This window comes from Arthrobacter sp. 9AX, from assembly GCF_902506095.1.
Classification (GTDB): Bacteria; Actinomycetota; Actinomycetes; order Actinomycetales; family Micrococcaceae; genus Arthrobacter.
Map to the genome: position 1 here is coordinate 565,782 of NZ_LR733293.1, position 16,430 is coordinate 582,211.

Here is a 16,430-nt window from a genome sequence, read left to right on the forward strand (position 1 = left end):
CAGGAGTGCTGTCAGACCCGGCTGGGTTCGGCGGCACCGCGCCAAGGTGGGCAAGTTCATCCTGGGCAGCCATGCCCAGCAGATCCTGATGCAGGCGGACCGTCCCGTCTTGGCCTTCATGGCCGACAGATGACGTGGTCAACCAACGCATCGAGAACGGGCAGTTGGCCTTTGACCAGCTTGAGCCGGGCTTCCTCCTCGGGGAACCAGCGGGCGTCGTCAATCTCCGGGTAGTGCTGGATCCGGCCTGAACCCCTGGGCCATTCCAGCGGGAACGTGTTGCTTTCGATCCGTTCCGGCTGGAAGTCCTGTTCCGCGGCGAACACCGTAATGACTTTGCCGGAGGGCTGCCGGAACCTGCCCAGCTCCCGGTAGTCCGCCGCCGGCGCCGGTGTTCCCATCTCCTCGGCGAACTCGCGCAGTGCCGCGGCGAGCGGGTCCTCAACTTCGCCGTATTCGCCTTTGGGGATGGACCAGGCATGGGCGTCCTTGCGTGCCCAGAAGGGCCCGCCCATGTGGGCAATCCACACTTCCAGGTCAGCCGGGCCGGGCCGCCTGTACAGCAGGATTCCTGCGCTGAGAACCGGCATGGTGCCTCCGTTTTGGGGTGACTTCTCTTTTGATCCGCAACTGCCGTCCAGCGTTAACCTGGAGTTCACGGCGCTGCTTTAGGTTATTCCTTCAGGCACTCTGCGCGAAGGGACCAGTCATGGCCAATATTGCTGAGGTTTTGGGCCGGCTGACGCCGGAAGAACGTGAAGAGCTTCACAGCCTGGGTCCGCAGGGCCACCTCCCGCGCCATTTGGTTGATGCACTGGACCGGGCGGCCGGCGGCCCCGGAAACGGCCGCGGCTACTACGTGCCCAACGGGAACGTGAGCGCCACCGGGGGTCCGCTGCTGGTGCTGAGGAGCGACGTGTCGGGCTGGCTCCTCAACGCGCGCCGGGACGACCCCGACCCGTTGGCGCCCCACCAGTAGCCCGCCCACCCCTCGGGGTCCAGACATGCAGGGTTCCGGCGGTTGGAGGCTGGCATATCTGACCAAGAACCCGGGCTGCAGGCGCGGGACGGTTCAGCGGAGCCTAGCCGATCAGCAGGCTCAGGGCCTCGGTCAGGTGCGCCACTTCCCGGACGGAAAAACCTGCCGGGACGGGACCGGGCCCGGCATGGCTTGCCGGGACCACGGCGTGCGTGAATCCGAGCCGGTGGGCTTCCTGGATGCGCTGGTTGATGCCCGGAACCGGCCTGACCTCGCCCGCCAGGCCTACTTCGCCGAAGGCAATCAGGCGGATAGGCAGGGGCTTGCGGGCCTTGGCCGAGGCCACAGCCAACGCGACCGCGAGGTCAGTGGCGGGTTCACTGAGCTTCACCCCGCCCACCGTGGCCACGTAGGAATCGTCCTTGTGCAGCAGGGTGCCGGCGCGCTGCTGCAGGACGGCCAGCAGCATGGAAACCCTGGAACTGTCGAGCCCGCTGGTAGCCCGGCGCGGCTGCGAGTTGGGGCTTTCGGCCAGCAGCGACTGCACTTCCGCGAGCAGCGGACGCCGGCCTTCCATGGTCACTGTGATGCAGGTGCCGGAGACCGGTTCTTTGGTACGGCTCACAAACAAACCGCTCGGATCGGCGAGGCCCTCGATGCCGTCCTCGTTCAGGTCGAAGCAGCCAACATCGTCGGTGGGCCCGTATCGGTTCTTGACGGCGCGGAGCAGCCGCAGCCGCGAATGCCGTTCGCCCTCGAACTGGCATACCACATCCACCAGGTGCTCCAGCAGCCGCGGCCCGGCGATGGACCCGTCCTTGGTCACGTGGCCCACCAGCAGCGTGGTCATGTTCCGGCGCTTTGCCGCCGCGATGATGGATGCCGCCACCTCCCGGACTTGGGACACCCCGCCGGCACTGCCATCGACGTCGGCGCTGCTGAGCGTCTGGACCGAGTCCACAATCAGCAACCGGGGCTCGATTTTCTCCACCTGCCCCAGCGCCTGGCCCAGATCCGTTTCCGCCGAGAGGTACAGCGATTCGGCGACGGCGTCGATCCGCTCGGCCCGCAGCTTCACCTGCGCGGCGGACTCCTCGCCGGTGACATAGAGGACGTCCTGCGCCGTCCGGGCGAACTTCGCGGCTACGTCCAAAAGCAGCGTGGACTTGCCGACGCCGGGTTCGCCTGCCAGCAGGATCACGGCACCGGGAACCAGGCCGCCGCCCAGCACGCGGTCCAGTTCATCCACGCCGGTGGGCAGGAACGCGGCCGTAGTGGCGTCCACCTCGGCAATCCGGCGGGCCGGCTCTATGACTGTGGTGGCGGCCGTCGTACGCGCCACCGCGGTGCCTGTTTCCTCCACGGTGCCCCACGCCTGGCACTCGCCGCACCGGCCCACCCATTTGACGGTGGTCCAGCCGCACTCGGCGCACTTGTAGGCGGGCGCCTTGGACGCCCGGGAAGTCTTTGTAGCCATGGGTTCAACCCTAGTGGCGGGCCCGGACATTCCTGTTTCGCAGGCTCAACCGCCGCGCCACTAAAGCGCCGGGAGCACGTCCCTGGCTTCGCGGGAGTCCATCTTCGTGGCCTCCAGCAGGTCCACCATCAGGGGCCGGAACAGCATCACCACCGCCTCGCCCTCCAGCCGCTGCACCCCCAGCAGCTTGGGGTGCAGGCGCAGGGCGATCTCACTGAGTTCGTTGCGGGCCGTGCGCAGGTGGGCGCGGCGGACGCCGTCGTGCGTTTCCGCCAACCCCAGCGAAAGCTCATCAATCGCGGCAGCGGTGTCCTGCAGCACTTCCGCGATGTTCTCCGTAGCCTCGTCCGAGAGCGCCGCGTGGTTGATGGCGCTGGTGAGGCGGCGCGCGAATACCCGGCTGTTCCTCAGGGCCAGGTCTATAAAGTCGAGGGAGACTTTCAGCTGCTCCAGCTCCTCCCGGTGCCTCCGGTAGGCGGGCGCCAGCGTGGCCACCTCCCCTGACGCGCGGAGGGAATGGCGCATCGCGTCCACCAGCGGCTGGCAGTTCCGGCCCCGGATGAGCGCGTGCCATGCCTGGGTGGAGTCGCTGTTGACCAGGGCGTCGGCACATTCACGCAGCACTTCCGCCAGTTCGTGCAGCAGCTTCTGCACGTCCCTGCGCGGCTCCCGCCGCGGGTCTTTGGGCATCAGGATGGTCACCAGCAGCGCGAACAGGCCGCCCACCACCGCATCGATACTGCGGGTGAACGGCCCGCCGGAGGGGGCGGGCAGGAGCACCACCAGCAGCGACTGCAGCGCCAGCTGGGTGGTGAAGATGTTTCCGCTGTCCAGGAACCTGGCCAGGAGGATGGAGAAAAGAAGGACGACGGCGGCCACCCAGATTTCGCCGCCCAGCCAGTGGAGGAGCAGGTCGCCCACGGCGATGCCAATGGTGCAGCCCAGGCCCACCTCCATCACCCGACGCAGCCGCGGCTCGCGGGAAAATCCGAGGGAGATCAGCGACGATGTGGCCGCGAACAAGGGGCCGGAGTGCCCCAGGATGTACTCGGCGAAGGCGTAGGCACCCACGGCGCAGACGGTCATCTGGATGGCGGGAACGACCGAGTTGCGGCTGCGGATCAGTCCGGTGCGGACGCGGCTGCGCAGGAATCGCCTGCTTGCTGAGAGTCCCGCTGCGATGGCCATGGCTTCAAGTCTATTCAGTGCCGCTGCACTACGACCGTACCTGTGATCTGCGCAATGGGAACCCGGCACTTGTAAGCCAATATCCCGCCGTCGTTAATGTTCCGTTCACTTTGGACAGCCCATCCCGTTACCTGCGGCCCATAACTTCGATGAAGGTACAGAAAGTACGCATCGCGCCGCAGGGCCCTCCGTCCCTGCCCGCATCTGAGAACCCTGGAAGGGGTACATCCAGTGAAGGCACTCCGCTTCGGCCGCCACGCGGCTATCGCTGTTATCGCAGCCGGCGCACTCGCGCTTACCGCCTGCGGTTCAGACAACGCCACGGGCACTGCACCCGCAGGCGGCCAGACTTCCGCCGGCCCCAAGGTCACCGGCACCCTGACCGGCATAGGCGCCTCCTCCACCGGCGCAGCCATGGACGCCTGGAAGGCCGGCTTCGCCAGCGCCAACCAGGGCGCCACCGTGCAGTACTCCCCGGACGGCTCCGGTGCAGGGCGCAAGGCCATCATCGACGGCTCGGCACAGTTCGCCGGCTCGGACGCCTACCTCAAGGACGAGGAGCTCGAAAGCTCCAAGGCAGTGTGCGGTCCCGAGGGTGCCATCAACATCCCCGTCTACATCTCGCCGATCGCCGTGGCCTTCAACGTTCCCGGCGTCACCGAGCTGAAGCTGGACGCGGCCACCGTGGCCAAGATCTTCCGCGGCCAGATCGCCAACTGGAACGACCCCGCCATCGCCGCCCTCAACGGAGGCGTCACCCTGCCGGACCTGAAGGTCACCCCGGTGAACCGCTCGGACGACTCCGGTACCACCACCAACTTCACCGACTACCTGGCTTCCGCGGCACCCGAGGTCTGGACGGACAAGTCCGCCGGTGTGTGGCCTGCAAGCCTCCAGGGGGAGAATGCCAAGGGCACCTCCGGTGTGGTCAAGACCGTCACCGACACCCCCGGCGCCGTGACCTACGCCGACGAATCCGCGGTGGGCGGCAAGCTCGGCACCGCCGCCATCAAGGTGGGCGGGGAATTCGTCAAGATCTCCGCCGATGCCGCCGCCAAGGCAGTGGAAGCCGGCAAGGCCGTTGAGGGCCGGTCCGCCAACGACGTGGCCATCAAGCTGGACCGCAAGACCACCGCTTCGGGCGCCTACCCGGTGGTGCTCGTCTCCTACCACATCGTCTGCAGCACCTACGACAAGCAGGAGACCGTTGACCTGGTCAAGGCCTTCGAGAACTACGTAGTTTCCGAGGAAGGCCAGAAGGCCGCCGCTGACTCCGCGAAGTCCGCTCCGCTGTCCCCTGCCCTTGCCGAGAAGGCCACCAAGGCCATCGACTCCATCAAGGTCAAGTCCTAGTCACCGCACCGAATCCGGGTTCCCCGCCTGCCGGCAGGCAGTGCGGGGAACTTGGCTTTGGACGCCACGCTTCCCAGTCTTCAAGTAACCTCCACGATCGAAGGGCCGTCGAATGACCGCCACCTCCCTGACCAGCACCCAGGGCGCCGGCCGCGCCGGGGATAAAATCTTCTCCGGTGCAGCACTTGCCGCCGGTTGCCTCATCCTCGCCGTTCTCTTCGGCGTCGCGCTCTTCCTGGTGGTCCAGGCCATCCCGGCGCTGACCGCACCGGCCGCCGAGATCCAAGGCGGTGAGGGCTTCTTCGCCTACATCTGGCCCATCGTGATCGGCACGCTCATCGCCGCGCTCATCGCACTGGTGATCGCCACGCCCATCGCGATCGGCGTTGCCCTGTTCATCTCACACTTCGCCCCCCGCGGCCTCGCCGCCGGCCTGGGCTACGTGGTGGACCTGCTCGCCGCCATCCCCTCCGTGGTCTACGGTGCCTGGGGTGCGGCGTTCCTGGCCAAGGAAATCTCCCCGGCCTACAACTGGCTGGCGCAGAACATGGGCTGGCTGCCCATCTTCCAGGGGCCCGCCTCGGCCACCGGCAAAACCATCCTTACCGCGGGCATCGTCCTGGCCGTGATGGTGCTGCCCATCATCACCTCGCTGTCCCGGGAAATCTTCCTCCAGACCCCCAAGCTGCACGAGGAAGCCGCGCTCGCCCTGGGTGCCACCCGCTGGGAAATGATCAAGATGTCCGTCCTGCCCTTCGCGCGGCCGGGCATCATCAGCGCCGTGATGCTGGGCCTGGGCCGGGCCCTCGGCGAGACCATGGCCGTGGCCCTGGTGCTCTCCTCCGGCGCCCTCACCGCCAGCCTGATCCAGTCCGGCAACCAGACCATCGCCGCGGAGATCGCCCTGAACTTCCCCGAGGCCAGCGGACTCAAGGTCAGCACCCTCATCGCCGCCGGCCTGGTCCTGTTCGTCATCACCCTGGCCGTGAACATGATCGCGCGCTGGATCATCACCCGGCACAAAGAATTCTCGGGAGCCAACTAAATGACCTCCACCCTTACGCCCGTCCGCAGCAAGCGCTCGGCGCTCACCAAGGGCCAGCTGCCCAAGTACGCCCCCTATGTGGTCCTGGCCGCTGCCCTGGTGGTTGGCGCGGCGATCCTCGCGCTGGTGGGCTTCAACGCCTTCGGCTGGGCCATCGTCTCGGCGATCCTGTTCGCCGTGGTGCTGGTCTCCTGGAGCGCCGCCGTCGAGGGTGCCCGCAAGGCGAAGGACAAACTGGCCACCTGCCTGGTGGTGGGGTCCTTCCTGGTGGCCCTGCTCCCGCTTGTCTCGGTGATCTGGACAGTACTGGTCAACGGCGTCCCCGGCCTGCTCACGCCGGGCTTCCTAGGCACCTCCATGAACGGCGTCACCGGCGTTTACGACAACAAGGCCGTCGAGGAAGGCGCACCCGTCCTTGGCGGCATCTACCACGCCCTGCTCGGCACCCTGCAGATCACGCTGCTGGCCACCATCATCTCGGTGCCGGTGGGCCTGCTTACCGCCATCTACCTCGTGGAATACGGCCACGACGGCCGGCTGGCCCGCGCCATCACGTTCTTCGTTGACGTGATGACCGGCATCCCGTCCATTGTGGCCGGCCTCTTCGCCGCAGCCTTCTTCTTCGCCGTGGTGGGCCCCGGCACCAAGACGGGTGCTGTGGCCGCCGTCGCGCTGTCCGTCCTGATGATCCCCGTGGTGGTGCGGTCCAGCGAGGAAATGCTGAAGATCGTGCCCAACGAACTCCGCGAGGCCGCATACGCACTGGGCGTGCGCAAGTGGCGGACCATCGTCAAAGTGGTGATTCCGACGGCGATCTCCGGCATCGCGTCGGGCGTCACCCTGGCTATCGCACGCGTTATCGGCGAGACGGCGCCCATCCTGGTCACCGCCGGCTTCGCCACCAGCATCAACTCCAACGTGTTCGGCGGCTGGATGGCCTCACTGCCCACGTTCATCTACACCCAGATCCTGAACCCCACGTCACCGGCCAACCCGGACCCGTCCTCCCAGCGGGCCTGGGGCGCCGCCCTGGTGCTGATCATCCTGGTGATGATCCTCAACCTGGGCGCCCGGCTGATCGCCAGGGTCTTCGCCCCCAAGACTGGCCGCTAGGCCTGCCCCTATCGGCTCTTCGGGGCCGGACCATAGACTTCAATTCATCCCCAGTCAGTGAAGGAACACCATGTCTAAGCGCATCGACGTCAAGGACCTGAACGTGTACTACGGCGATTTCCTCGCCGTGGAGGACGTCACCATCAACATCGAGGCCAAGTCCGTCACCGCGTTCATCGGCCCCTCCGGCTGCGGCAAGTCCACCTTCCTGCGGACCCTGAACCGCATGCATGAGGTACTGCCCGGCGCCCGCGTGGAGGGCGAGGTGCTGCTCGACGGCGACAACCTCTACGGCGCCGGCGTGGACCCGGTCACCGTCCGCTCCCAGATCGGCATGGTGTTCCAGCGCCCCAACCCGTTCCCCACCATGTCCATCCGAGACAACGTGCTGGCGGGCGTGAAGCTGAACAACAAAAAGATCTCCAAGGGCGAGGCGGACGTCCTGGTGGAGCGCTCGCTGAAGGGCGCCAACCTCTGGAACGAGGTCAAGGACCGCCTGGACAAGCCCGGTTCGGGCCTTTCCGGTGGCCAGCAGCAGCGCCTCTGCATCGCCCGGGCCATCGCCGTGGAGCCGCAGGTGATCCTGATGGATGAGCCGTGCTCGGCGCTGGACCCCATCTCCACCCTGGCCATCGAGGACCTCATCAACGAGCTCAAGGACCAGTACACGGTGGTGATCGTGACGCACAACATGCAGCAGGCAGCCCGCGTTTCGGACCGCACCGCGTTCTTTAACATTGCCGGTACGGGCAAGCCCGGCAAGCTCATCGAAGTGGGGGACACCCACACGATCTTCAGCAATCCCACCCAGAAGGCCACGGAAGACTACGTTTCCGGCCGCTTCGGATAATCCCCACCCGCGCCCCAAGCCCGCACGCTCGCCCGGGCACCCCTGCGGCCGTGGCCCACAGCCGGCTGAACCAGGGGGCCGTCGTCGTACGCCTATTCGGGGACTTCAAGCTGGAAGCCGCACCGGCACCGCAGCACCCTGATGGGCAGTGAGACGGTGCTGAGTCCACCGGCCGTGCTGCTGCGGTAGCAGAGGCGTTCGACCTCGAACTCTGCCTCTGCCATGGGGAACCCGCAGTGGATGTAGTCGTCACCGAACATAATCACCTTCGCCATCCAGCGCACCTGGCGCAGCGCAGCGGCCACGTCCGCCGCATAGGAAAGGTGCTCGTGGAACCGGCGGCACTCGTTGCAGGTGTAGGCGACGGTAACCAGGTCGCCGTTGGCTGCTCCCATCGCCGTGATCGCATGGATGGTCAGCTGGTGTTCGGTCCCGCACAGTTCGCAGCGCATGCGCCGCGGCTGGGGGAGGTTGTGCCGGGGAGTCGAGGTAGACATAACGCCTGGTCTTTCCCGCGTTGTGCATCCAGGCCGCCGGTATGCTGCAGCGGCGTTGTCCGCGGCCCTGCACCCGGCGGCGGATATGGGCCCGGCAGCAGCACTGGGGGCCTACTTTTGAATCTACGTCACGGGCTTCCGGCTGTACAGGTCCCCGGGAGCAGGGGAACAGGGGACGACGCCGGTGTCCCCCGCTGCGGGCCGGGCGGCCCGGCCCTGCGTCTCACCGTGTGCGGCTCACCCTGACCCTTACCCCGGCAGCGGCGAAAGTGCCAGCGCCAGCACGAAGGCGAGGGCCGCCGTGGCCGCCGGCGTGAGGATCCAGAGCCCCAGGATCCGGAGCACGAGCTTCCGGTTGGTCACCGAGAAGTTCTGGTTCTCGCCCGCCCCAAGGACCGCCGCCGTCACGGTGTGGGTGGTGGACAGCGGCAGATGCAGGGCGATGGCACCCACGAACAGCGTCGCGGCACTGTAGATCTGCGCCACTGAACCGCGGAGCGGGTCCACCCGCGTGATCTTGTACCCGATCGTGTGCGAAATCCGCCAGCCGCCAAAAAGCGTTCCTGCCGTCATCATCACCGCGGAGAGCAACACTACCCACACGGGGATGGAGCCGCCGTCGGAATAGCCCGCCGCCAGGAGGGCGAGCAGCAGCACCGCGCTGGCCCGCTGGCCGTCCTGCAGGCCGTGGCCGAACGCCACGGCCCCGGCCGCGATGGCCTGGCTGCGGCGGAACCGCTGGTTCACCACGTTCGGCTGTGTGTAACGCGCCGCCCAGGTGGCCGGATAGACCAGCAGGAACGCGGCTCCGTAGGCCACCAGAGGGGACAGCACCAGCGGGAGGATCACCTGGAACAGCAGCGACTGGTCCACCCCGCCAACGCCGGCGCCGCCCACGGCGAGGCTGGCCAGCCCGGCCCCGGCCAGCCCGCCAACCAGGGCATGGGTGGAGGAGGCGGGAATGCCGCGCCACCACATGAGCAGGCCCCAGGCGCAGGAACTCACCAGGCCGGCCACCAGGATGCTTAGACCACTGGTCCCGGCGGGCAGCGTGATCCAGTTCTGGCTGACGCCAACCGCCAGCGTGGCGCTGAGCAGGGCGCCGATGAAGTTGAAGAAGGCGGCCAGCAGGACGGCGACGCTGGGGGTGAGTGCCCTGGTGCGGGTGGCCAGCGCCACGGCGGTGGAAACGTCACGGAAGCCGTTGAGGAAGGCAAATCCGGCGGCCAGCAGGACCACCGCAGCAAAGATGGCAGCCAGCACCTCAGGATTCCTTGACGATGATGCTGCCTACCTGGGTGGCGATCCGGCGCATGTCCTTGGTGACCTCCACCAGCTGGTTGGCGATGTCGCGGTTGCGGGAGTACTGGGCCCATTTCATGTCGCTGATCATGTCCGCCACCCACACCCGGTGCGTCCGTTCGGCGCGCTTGGCCAGCCGGAGGATCTCGATCCAGTAGTCCTCGAGGTCGTCCAGGTTGTCCAGCCGGCGCATCGCATCGACAGTGAGCTCGGCCTGCCGGCTGATGATCTCGAGCTGGTCCGCGGCACGTTTGGGCAACCGCTCCAGCCGGTACAGCGCCACCAGTTCCGCCGCGGCATCCAGCTTTTCGATCGCTTCGTTGAGGTAGCGCGAGAGGGCGTACATGTCCTCGCGGGGCAGCGGGTTCACGAAGCTGGTGCGCATGTGCGTCAGGAGGGCGAAATGCAGCTCGGCAGACCTGGCCTCGTGGTTGTGCATGTCCTCCACGAGCTTGCCGTGTTCACCGGCGGGTACGCCGAGGATTTCGGCCAGGGTGGCGGTGCCCAGCACAATCTGCTGCGCCATTTGGGATAAGAGGTTCAGCCCGGCGGGCTCCTGGGGAAAAAGGCGCAGTTTCACGTAGTTACCGGTCTCCGGGAAAAGTACAGGGCGGGGAGTTGCCTGCCGCATGACTTGACTCCGGCGCAACCAACGCTAACTCTACCGGCCCGCAAAAGGACCCCTGAAACGGCTGGCAACCAGCGGCCCGGCATGATTCCGGGACCGCCTGCGGGCACAAAAATGGTGCCGAACCGGATACGCCTCTCGGCGGTAGGCCGCTCTAGGCGGCTGAATGTTGAAGCCCGGGGGTTTCGCGGCTCGGCACCAGTTTCAGTGTTCTACGTTGGTTGGCCCAAGTCAACATTGACAGATCCGCGCTCTTGGGCCAGCGAAAGCAGGCCGGGTCAGTCCAATTCGCCCAGCCGCCAGGCGTTGGCGGCGTGCTCGAGGTCCTCGGCGGTCTTCACCAGCTGGTGGGAGTTGCGCGTGAGCTTGCTCGCGTGGGCCTCATTGCCGTGCTCGGCACCATCGGCCAGCGTCGCCTGGCCGAGCGCCACCACACGGCAGAACGCAGCGGAACGTTCCAGCGCGACGTCGAAGTCGCCGTCGAACGCGCCGGACAGGATGGCATCCGCCATCGACTTCATCTCATCGGCCCCGGGAGGCTCTGCGGCGCCCGCCACCACGTTGGACACCTGGGCGGTGTCCTTGCCGGCGCGGAAGTAGACCGAAATGCGTTCCGGGTCCTGCACCGTGGCCGCGCGCAAGGCATAGAGGCGCCAGAGGGCACCGGGAAGCGACCGGGCCGGGCTTTCCGCCCACATCTCCGCGATGGCTTCCAGGCCCTGCTCGTCGGCAAGCTTGACGAGCCGCTCAGTCACCGCCGGATCGTCGCTGTCGCGGCCGTGCCGGACCAGCGCCTGAGCGGCCAGGTGGGCGGCCTCGGAGACCCTGGCGGGATCCGCGCCGCCGGCAAAAGGCTCGAAGTCCACGGGGGCGAAAGGCTTCGGCTTGTGGTGCCGGTTGGCGCCGCCGTATGGGGTGGGACCTGGTTGCTCGCTCATGCCACCCACGCTACTCCTGTGCCCGGCTGGAAATCGAGCGTCAGAACCCGTTGCAGACGCGCCCGACGGCGGGTCCTTCGCGTGCGTGCAAAGCTGCCGGAACCATGGGTTAGAGTATTTAATGTCCAGAAATGGATTGGGCCGGGCAGGCCGGCGCATTCGTGCCTCACCAGCCCGGCAGGGGCCTTTAGCTCAGTTGGTAGAGCATCGGACTTTTAATCCGTGGGTCGTGGGTTCGAGCCCCACAGGGCCCACTCTTTGCGAAGAGTGGGAAAATCCCCCGGCAGTCTTTCGAGGCCGCCGGGGGATTTTTTCGTTGCGCACCGGGCTCCCGCACCAAACGGGGCCAGGTGTAAACCGGCACAATGGGGACATGACAAAAAGCAGCGCCGGGCGGCTGCCGCGCCTGGAGGACGTGGCCGAACTTGCCGGTGTTTCCCACCAGACCGTTTCCCGGGTGGTCAACGGCCACCCCAACGTCAGCAAGGCAACCCGCGAAAAGGTCGAGGCCGCCATCGCCCAGCTGGGCTACCGGCGGAACACTGCGGCACGGAGCCTGGTGACCCGGCGCTCGCAGACCATCGGAGTCCTGGGCAGCGAGCTGTCACAGTACGGTCCGGCCAACACCATGCTGGGCGTCGAGCGTGCCGCGCGGGACGCGGGCTACTTTGTCAGCATCGCCGCGCTGCGTTCCATTGGCCGGGACGCCATCTTCGACGCCCTCCGGCACTTCACCGACCAGTCCGTTGACGGGATCGCTGTCCTGGTGCCGCACACCGAAACCCTGCAGATCCTGGAGGAGTTCAATCCCGGGGTACCCGTGGTGGCTGTCGGCTCGCTCGGCAACGACGCCGTCAGCGGCGCCATGGTGGACCAGAAGCGCGGCGCCGGGATCGCCGTCGGGCATCTCATCGAACTGGGGCACCGCAGGATCGCACACGTTGCCGGGCCGGCTGACTGGATCGACGGCGCGCTGCGCGCCGAAGGCTGGCGGGCGGCCCTCCAGGCCGCGGGCCTGAGGGATGATCTGCTCCTGGAAGGCGACTGGAGCGCGGAAAGCGGTTATGCGATCGGGCGGCGGCTGGCGGAGGAGCGTACTGCTACGGCACTGTTTGTGGGCAACGACCAAATGGCCCTTGGGGTGCTTCGGGCGTTCAACGAGGCAGGCGTGCGCGTGCCCGACGACGTCTCCGTGGTGGGGTTCGACGACCAGCCCGAATCGGGGTACTTCACTCCGCCGCTTACCACTGTGCGCCAGGATTTTGAGGAGCTGGGCCGGCGCTGCATGGACGCGATGCTGAAGGAGATCGAGGCGGGCGCCCCGGTCAGTTCCACCGTTGTCACCCCGGAACTGGTGCGCCGGGGGAGTGCGGCGGCGCCGCGTTCCTGATGCTGCTGCCTGCGTTCCGCCACCCGCCAGGCGCTGTAGCCTGAAGTGATGCCCCAGCCTGCAAACCAGCCGCGGAGCACCGCACTGTCCCGCCAGCTCCACGCCGGCGGAAACCTTGTCCTCGACGGCGCCCTGGCCACGGAACTCGAAGCGCACGGCTGCGACCTCGAGGACCCCCTGTGGTCCGCCAAGGTCCTGCTGGAACAGCCGGAACTCGTGAAGCAGGTCCACCGGGACTACTTTAAGGCCGGAGCGCGGGTGGCCATCACCGCCAGCTACCAGGCGACGCCGCTGGGGTTTGCCCGGCGCGGAATCCCGGAAGCCGAAGCCCTGGAACGTGTTGCCCTGAGCGTCCACCTGGCCGACGAGGCCCGCCGCGAACACCTGGCGGAGAACCCGGATGCCGGTCCGCTGCTGGTGGCCGGGTCTGTTGGACCGTACGGCGCCTACCTCGCCGACGGGTCCGAATACCGCGGCGACTACACACTCAGCCGGAGCGGGTTCATGGAGTTCCACCGGCCACGGATGGCGGCGCTCGTGGACGCGGGGGCCGACGTCCTGGCCTGCGAAACGTTGCCTTCCCTGCCCGAAGCGGAGGCGTTGCTGGAACTGGTTGCCGGGTTCGGCGCCGAATCCTGGTTCACTTTCACGCTCCGGGACGGAGCGCACATCAGCGACGGCACCCCGCTGCAGCGCGTCGCGGAGCTGTGTGACGCCGAGCCGCTCGTGGCCGCCATCGGCGTGAACTGCGTGCCGTTGGCGCTGGTCACTCCGGCGCTGGATGCCCTGGGACAAGTCACCCGCAAACCCCTGATCGCGTATCCAAACTCCGGCGAAACCTACGACGCCGGCACCAAGGCCTGGGAACCGGCAGCGTCTTCCGAGGGCCATCCCGGCCACGAGGCTGCTGCGCCGCGCAGCATTGCCGAAGGAGCCCGGGCGTGGCAGGAGCGTGGGGCGCGCATGGTGGGTGGCTGCTGCCGGACCACCCCGAACGACATTGCCGCCTTGGCCCGGCTGTGGGCCGAAGCCTGCGCCGGCGGTTGATCAGCGCATAGGCTGCCGGCGCCGCCACGGTCCACCTCCTTTTCAGGTCCACCATTCCAGTTCATTGACTCCCAAGTTTCATTGACTTCCCACTTGTTAGCGCTCACAATTAGTGGAGCCGCGAAGTTGCGGCAGCTATTGGAGGAGCTTTTTATGGACGTCACAGTGGACCCGGACAGCTACGTCATCGGTGTGGACTACGGAACCCTCTCCGGCCGGGCCGTGGTGGTCCGCGTGCGGGACGGCAAGGAACTCGGCAGCGGGGTCTACGACTACCCGCACGCCGTTGTCACGGACGCGCTTCCGGAGGATGTGGCCGGCCGCGGCGCCGATGGCGCTGCCGTCCGGCTTCCCGGCGAATGGGCACTTCAGGTGCCCAACGATTACCGCGATGTCCTGCGGCATGCCGTCCCGGCAGCTGTGGCCGAGGCAGGGATCGACCCGGCCGCCGTCGTCGGAATTGCCACGGACTTCACCGCCTGCACGATGGTGCCGGCCAAGGCCGACGGCACCCCGCTGAATGAACTGCCCGGGTTCGCAAACCGTCCGCACGCGTACGTGAAGCTGTGGCGCCACCACGCCGCCCAGGGCCAGGCCGACCGGATTAACCGGCTCGCCGCCGAGCGGGGCGAGGCGTGGCTGCCCCGCTACGGTGGTTTGATTTCTTCGGAGTGGGAGTTCGCCAAAGGCCTGCAACTGCTGGAGGAGGATCCCGAAGCCTACGCCGAGATGGACCACTGGGTGGAGGCGGCGGACTGGATCGTCTGGCAGCTGTGCGGCGGGTACGTCCGCAACGCCTGCACCGCCGGCTACAAGGGCATCTACCAGGACGGCCGCTACCCGTCCGAGGACTTCCTTTCCGCCCTGAACCCTGACTTCAAGGACTTCGTCAGCGCCAAGCTCGAGCACACCATCGGCCGCCTGGGCGACGCCGCCGGATACCTCACCGCGGAGGCGGCCGCATGGACCGGCCTGCCCGAGGGCATCGCCGTGGCTGTGGGCAACGTTGACGCCCACGTCACCGCCCCGGCCGCCCGGGCCGTTGATCCCGGCCAGCTGGTGGCCATCATGGGCACCTCCACGTGCCACGTCATGAACGGCACCGAACTGCGTGAAGTGCCGGGCATGTGCGGGGTTGTGGACGGCGGCATCGTGGACGGACTCTGGGGCTACGAGGCGGGGCAGTCCGGTGTGGGCGACATCTTTGGCTGGTTTACCAAGAACGGCGTGCCGCCCGAATATCACGAGGCGGCCAAAGCCGCAGGGCTGGGCGTTCACGAATACCTCACGGAGCTGGCTTCCCGCCAGGCGATCGGCGCCCACGGCCTCATCGCGCTGGACTGGCATTCCGGCAACCGCTCGGTCCTCGTGGACCACGAACTTTCCGGCGTGGTGGTGGGCCAGACCCTCGCCACCAAGCCCGAGGACACCTACCGGGCATTGTTGGAGGCCACGGCCTTCGGCACGCGGACCATCGTGGATGCGTTCCGCGATTCCGGCGTCCCGGTCAAGGAGTTCATCGTGGCCGGCGGACTGCTCAAGAACCCGCTCCTGATGCAGATCTACGCTGACATCACCGGCCTTCAGCTCTCCACGATCGGTTCCGCCCAGGGCCCGGCGCTGGGCTCAGCCATCCACGCGGCCGTCGCGGCCGGAAAGTACGCCGACATCCGCGCGGCTGCCGCCGCGATGGGCTCCGAGCCCGGTGACGTGTACACGCCCATCCCGGAAAACGTAGCCGCTTACGAGGAACTGTTCCAGGAGTACCGCACGCTCCACGACTACTTCGGCCGCGGGACCAACGACGTCATGCACCGGCTCAAGGCCATCCAGCGCCGGGCAGCAGGGCAGCAGGCGGCCGCAGCACCCTCCACCCCCGCAACTGTTGGAGCCTCCGCATGAGCACCGCCACCGTCAACGTCCTGGAAACCATCGCCCGGATCCGGCAGGATGTCTGCGCCCTGCACGCCGAACTCACCCGCTACGGACTGGTGGTGTGGACGGCGGGCAACGTCTCCGCCCGTGTTCCCGGCCGCGACCTGATGGTCATCAAGCCCTCCGGCGTTTCCTATGACGACCTCACGCCCGAACAGATGGTGGTCACGGATCTCTATGGGGTGCCCGTGGATGGCGATGCGGACGGTGAGTGGGGCAACCCGGCCCTCTCGCCGTCGTCGGACGCGGCTGCCCACGCCTACGTGTACCGCAACATGCCCGACGTCGGCGGGGTGGTGCACACGCACTCCACCTACGCCACAGCCTGGGCCGCCCGGGGCGAGTCCATTCCGTGCGTCCTGACCATGATGGGTGACGAATTTGGCGGCTCAATTCCGGTGGGCCCGTTCGCGCTCATCGGTGATGACTCGATCGGTCAGGGCATCGTGGAGACCCTGAAAAATTCCACGTCCCCGGCGGTGCTGATGCAGAACCACGGCCCGTTCACCATCGGCAAGGACGCCAGGTCCGCGGTGAAGGCAGCCGTGATGTGCGAGGAAGTGGCCAAGACAGTCCACGTCTCCCGCCAGCTCGGTGAGCCGCTGCCGATCGACCAGGCCCGGATCGACTCCCTCTACGCCCGCTACCAGAACGTCTACGGCCAGTAAGTGCCCGCCGTCAGCCCGTC

Annotated in this window: 16 protein-coding genes, 1 tRNA gene and 1 pseudogene; 11 read left to right on the forward strand and 7 right to left on the reverse strand. The window is 67.3% G+C overall.

Features of this window, described 5'->3' with window-relative positions; translation table 11 throughout:
- Window positions 1-31: 31 nt before the first annotated feature.
- Window positions 32-133 (forward strand): annotated as a pseudogene (locus BACI348_RS20580) (universal stress protein); the annotation flags it as partial.
- Here BACI348_RS20580 and BACI348_RS02580 read toward each other — a convergent pair.
- A complete protein-coding gene (locus tag BACI348_RS02580) occupies window positions 117-590 on the reverse strand; it encodes an NUDIX hydrolase (protein WP_159823816.1) in 474 nt (157 codons plus the stop codon). The pseudogene BACI348_RS20580 and the gene BACI348_RS02580 overlap by 17 nt on opposite strands.
- A 119-nt stretch (window positions 591-709) precedes the next feature.
- Here BACI348_RS02580 and BACI348_RS02585 point away from each other — a divergent pair, with 119 nt between their 5' ends.
- Window positions 710-979: a hypothetical protein gene (locus BACI348_RS02585; RefSeq protein WP_159823817.1), complete on the forward strand. Its 270-nt coding sequence runs from the start codon at window positions 710-712 to the stop codon at window positions 977-979.
- A gap of 103 nt (window positions 980-1,082) precedes the next feature.
- Here BACI348_RS02585 and radA read toward each other — a convergent pair whose 3' ends face one another.
- Together radA and BACI348_RS02595 are read right to left on the reverse strand one after the other, a co-directional pair.
- The gene (gene radA, locus BACI348_RS02590; RefSeq protein WP_159823818.1) at window positions 1,083-2,456 is read right to left on the reverse strand and encodes a DNA repair protein RadA; all 1,374 of its coding nucleotides are present in this window, start codon (window positions 2,454-2,456) and stop codon (window positions 1,083-1,085) included.
- Window positions 2,457-2,516: 60 nt separating this feature from the next.
- Window positions 2,517-3,644 (reverse strand): FUSC family protein, encoded by a 1,128-nt coding sequence (locus BACI348_RS02595; RefSeq protein WP_159823819.1) that lies wholly within the window; start codon window positions 3,642-3,644, stop codon window positions 2,517-2,519.
- A 231-nt stretch (window positions 3,645-3,875) separates the two neighbouring features.
- Between BACI348_RS02595 and pstS the strand changes: the two genes are divergently transcribed.
- From pstS to pstB, 4 genes are all read left to right on the forward strand, one after another.
- Window positions 3,876-4,997, forward strand: coding sequence for a phosphate ABC transporter substrate-binding protein PstS (pstS, locus tag BACI348_RS02600; protein ID WP_159823820.1), 1,122 nt, complete (start codon window positions 3,876-3,878; stop codon window positions 4,995-4,997).
- A 112-nt stretch (window positions 4,998-5,109) separates the two neighbouring features.
- Window positions 5,110-6,042 (forward strand): phosphate ABC transporter permease subunit PstC, encoded by a 933-nt coding sequence (gene pstC / locus BACI348_RS02605; RefSeq protein WP_159823821.1) that lies wholly within the window; start codon window positions 5,110-5,112, stop codon window positions 6,040-6,042.
- Window positions 6,043-7,155, forward strand: coding sequence for a phosphate ABC transporter permease PstA (gene pstA, locus BACI348_RS02610; protein ID WP_159823822.1), 1,113 nt, complete (start codon window positions 6,043-6,045; stop codon window positions 7,153-7,155).
- 70 nt (window positions 7,156-7,225) lie between these two features.
- Window positions 7,226-8,005 (forward strand): phosphate ABC transporter ATP-binding protein PstB, encoded by a 780-nt coding sequence (pstB, locus tag BACI348_RS02615; RefSeq protein ID WP_159823823.1) that lies wholly within the window; start codon window positions 7,226-7,228, stop codon window positions 8,003-8,005.
- Window positions 8,006-8,097: 92 nt separating this feature from the next.
- Here pstB and BACI348_RS02620 read toward each other — a convergent pair whose 3' ends face one another.
- The 4 genes from BACI348_RS02620 to BACI348_RS02635 form a co-directional block, all read right to left on the reverse strand.
- Window positions 8,098-8,502: a hypothetical protein gene (locus tag BACI348_RS02620; RefSeq protein ID WP_159823824.1), complete on the reverse strand. Its 405-nt coding sequence runs from the start codon at window positions 8,500-8,502 to the stop codon at window positions 8,098-8,100.
- A gap of 249 nt (window positions 8,503-8,751) precedes the next feature.
- Window positions 8,752-9,765, reverse strand: a complete 1,014-nt coding sequence (locus BACI348_RS02625; RefSeq protein ID WP_159823825.1) for an inorganic phosphate transporter — start codon at window positions 9,763-9,765, stop codon at window positions 8,752-8,754.
- A 1-nt stretch (window position 9,766) separates the two neighbouring features.
- Window positions 9,767-10,384, reverse strand: coding sequence for a DUF47 domain-containing protein (locus tag BACI348_RS02630; protein ID WP_159829722.1), 618 nt, complete (start codon window positions 10,382-10,384; stop codon window positions 9,767-9,769).
- A gap of 326 nt (window positions 10,385-10,710) precedes the next feature.
- The gene (locus BACI348_RS02635; protein ID WP_159823826.1) at window positions 10,711-11,370 is read right to left on the reverse strand and encodes a hypothetical protein; all 660 of its coding nucleotides are present in this window, start codon (window positions 11,368-11,370) and stop codon (window positions 10,711-10,713) included.
- 181 nt (window positions 11,371-11,551) lie between these two features.
- Between BACI348_RS02635 and BACI348_RS02640 the strand changes: the two genes are divergently transcribed.
- The 5 genes from BACI348_RS02640 to BACI348_RS02660 all read left to right on the forward strand — a co-directional run bounded on the left by BACI348_RS02640 (window position 11,552) and on the right by BACI348_RS02660 (window position 16,410).
- A tRNA-Lys gene (locus tag BACI348_RS02640) sits at window positions 11,552-11,624 on the forward strand.
- A 119-nt stretch (window positions 11,625-11,743) separates the two neighbouring features.
- Window positions 11,744-12,760, forward strand: a complete 1,017-nt coding sequence (locus BACI348_RS02645; protein WP_159823827.1) for a LacI family DNA-binding transcriptional regulator — start codon at window positions 11,744-11,746, stop codon at window positions 12,758-12,760.
- Between the two features lie 48 nt (window positions 12,761-12,808).
- Entirely contained in the window at window positions 12,809-13,807 is a 999-nt protein-coding gene (gene mmuM / locus BACI348_RS02650) for a homocysteine S-methyltransferase (RefSeq protein ID WP_159823828.1), read from the forward strand.
- A 153-nt stretch (window positions 13,808-13,960) separates the two neighbouring features.
- Window positions 13,961-15,709: a ribulokinase gene (gene araB, locus BACI348_RS02655; protein WP_159823829.1), complete on the forward strand. Its 1,749-nt coding sequence runs from the start codon at window positions 13,961-13,963 to the stop codon at window positions 15,707-15,709.
- Window positions 15,706-16,410 (forward strand): L-ribulose-5-phosphate 4-epimerase, encoded by a 705-nt coding sequence (locus BACI348_RS02660; protein WP_159823830.1) that lies wholly within the window; start codon window positions 15,706-15,708, stop codon window positions 16,408-16,410. Before araB ends, BACI348_RS02660 begins: the two co-directional genes overlap by 4 nt.
- Window positions 16,411-16,430: the final 20 nt, after the last annotated feature.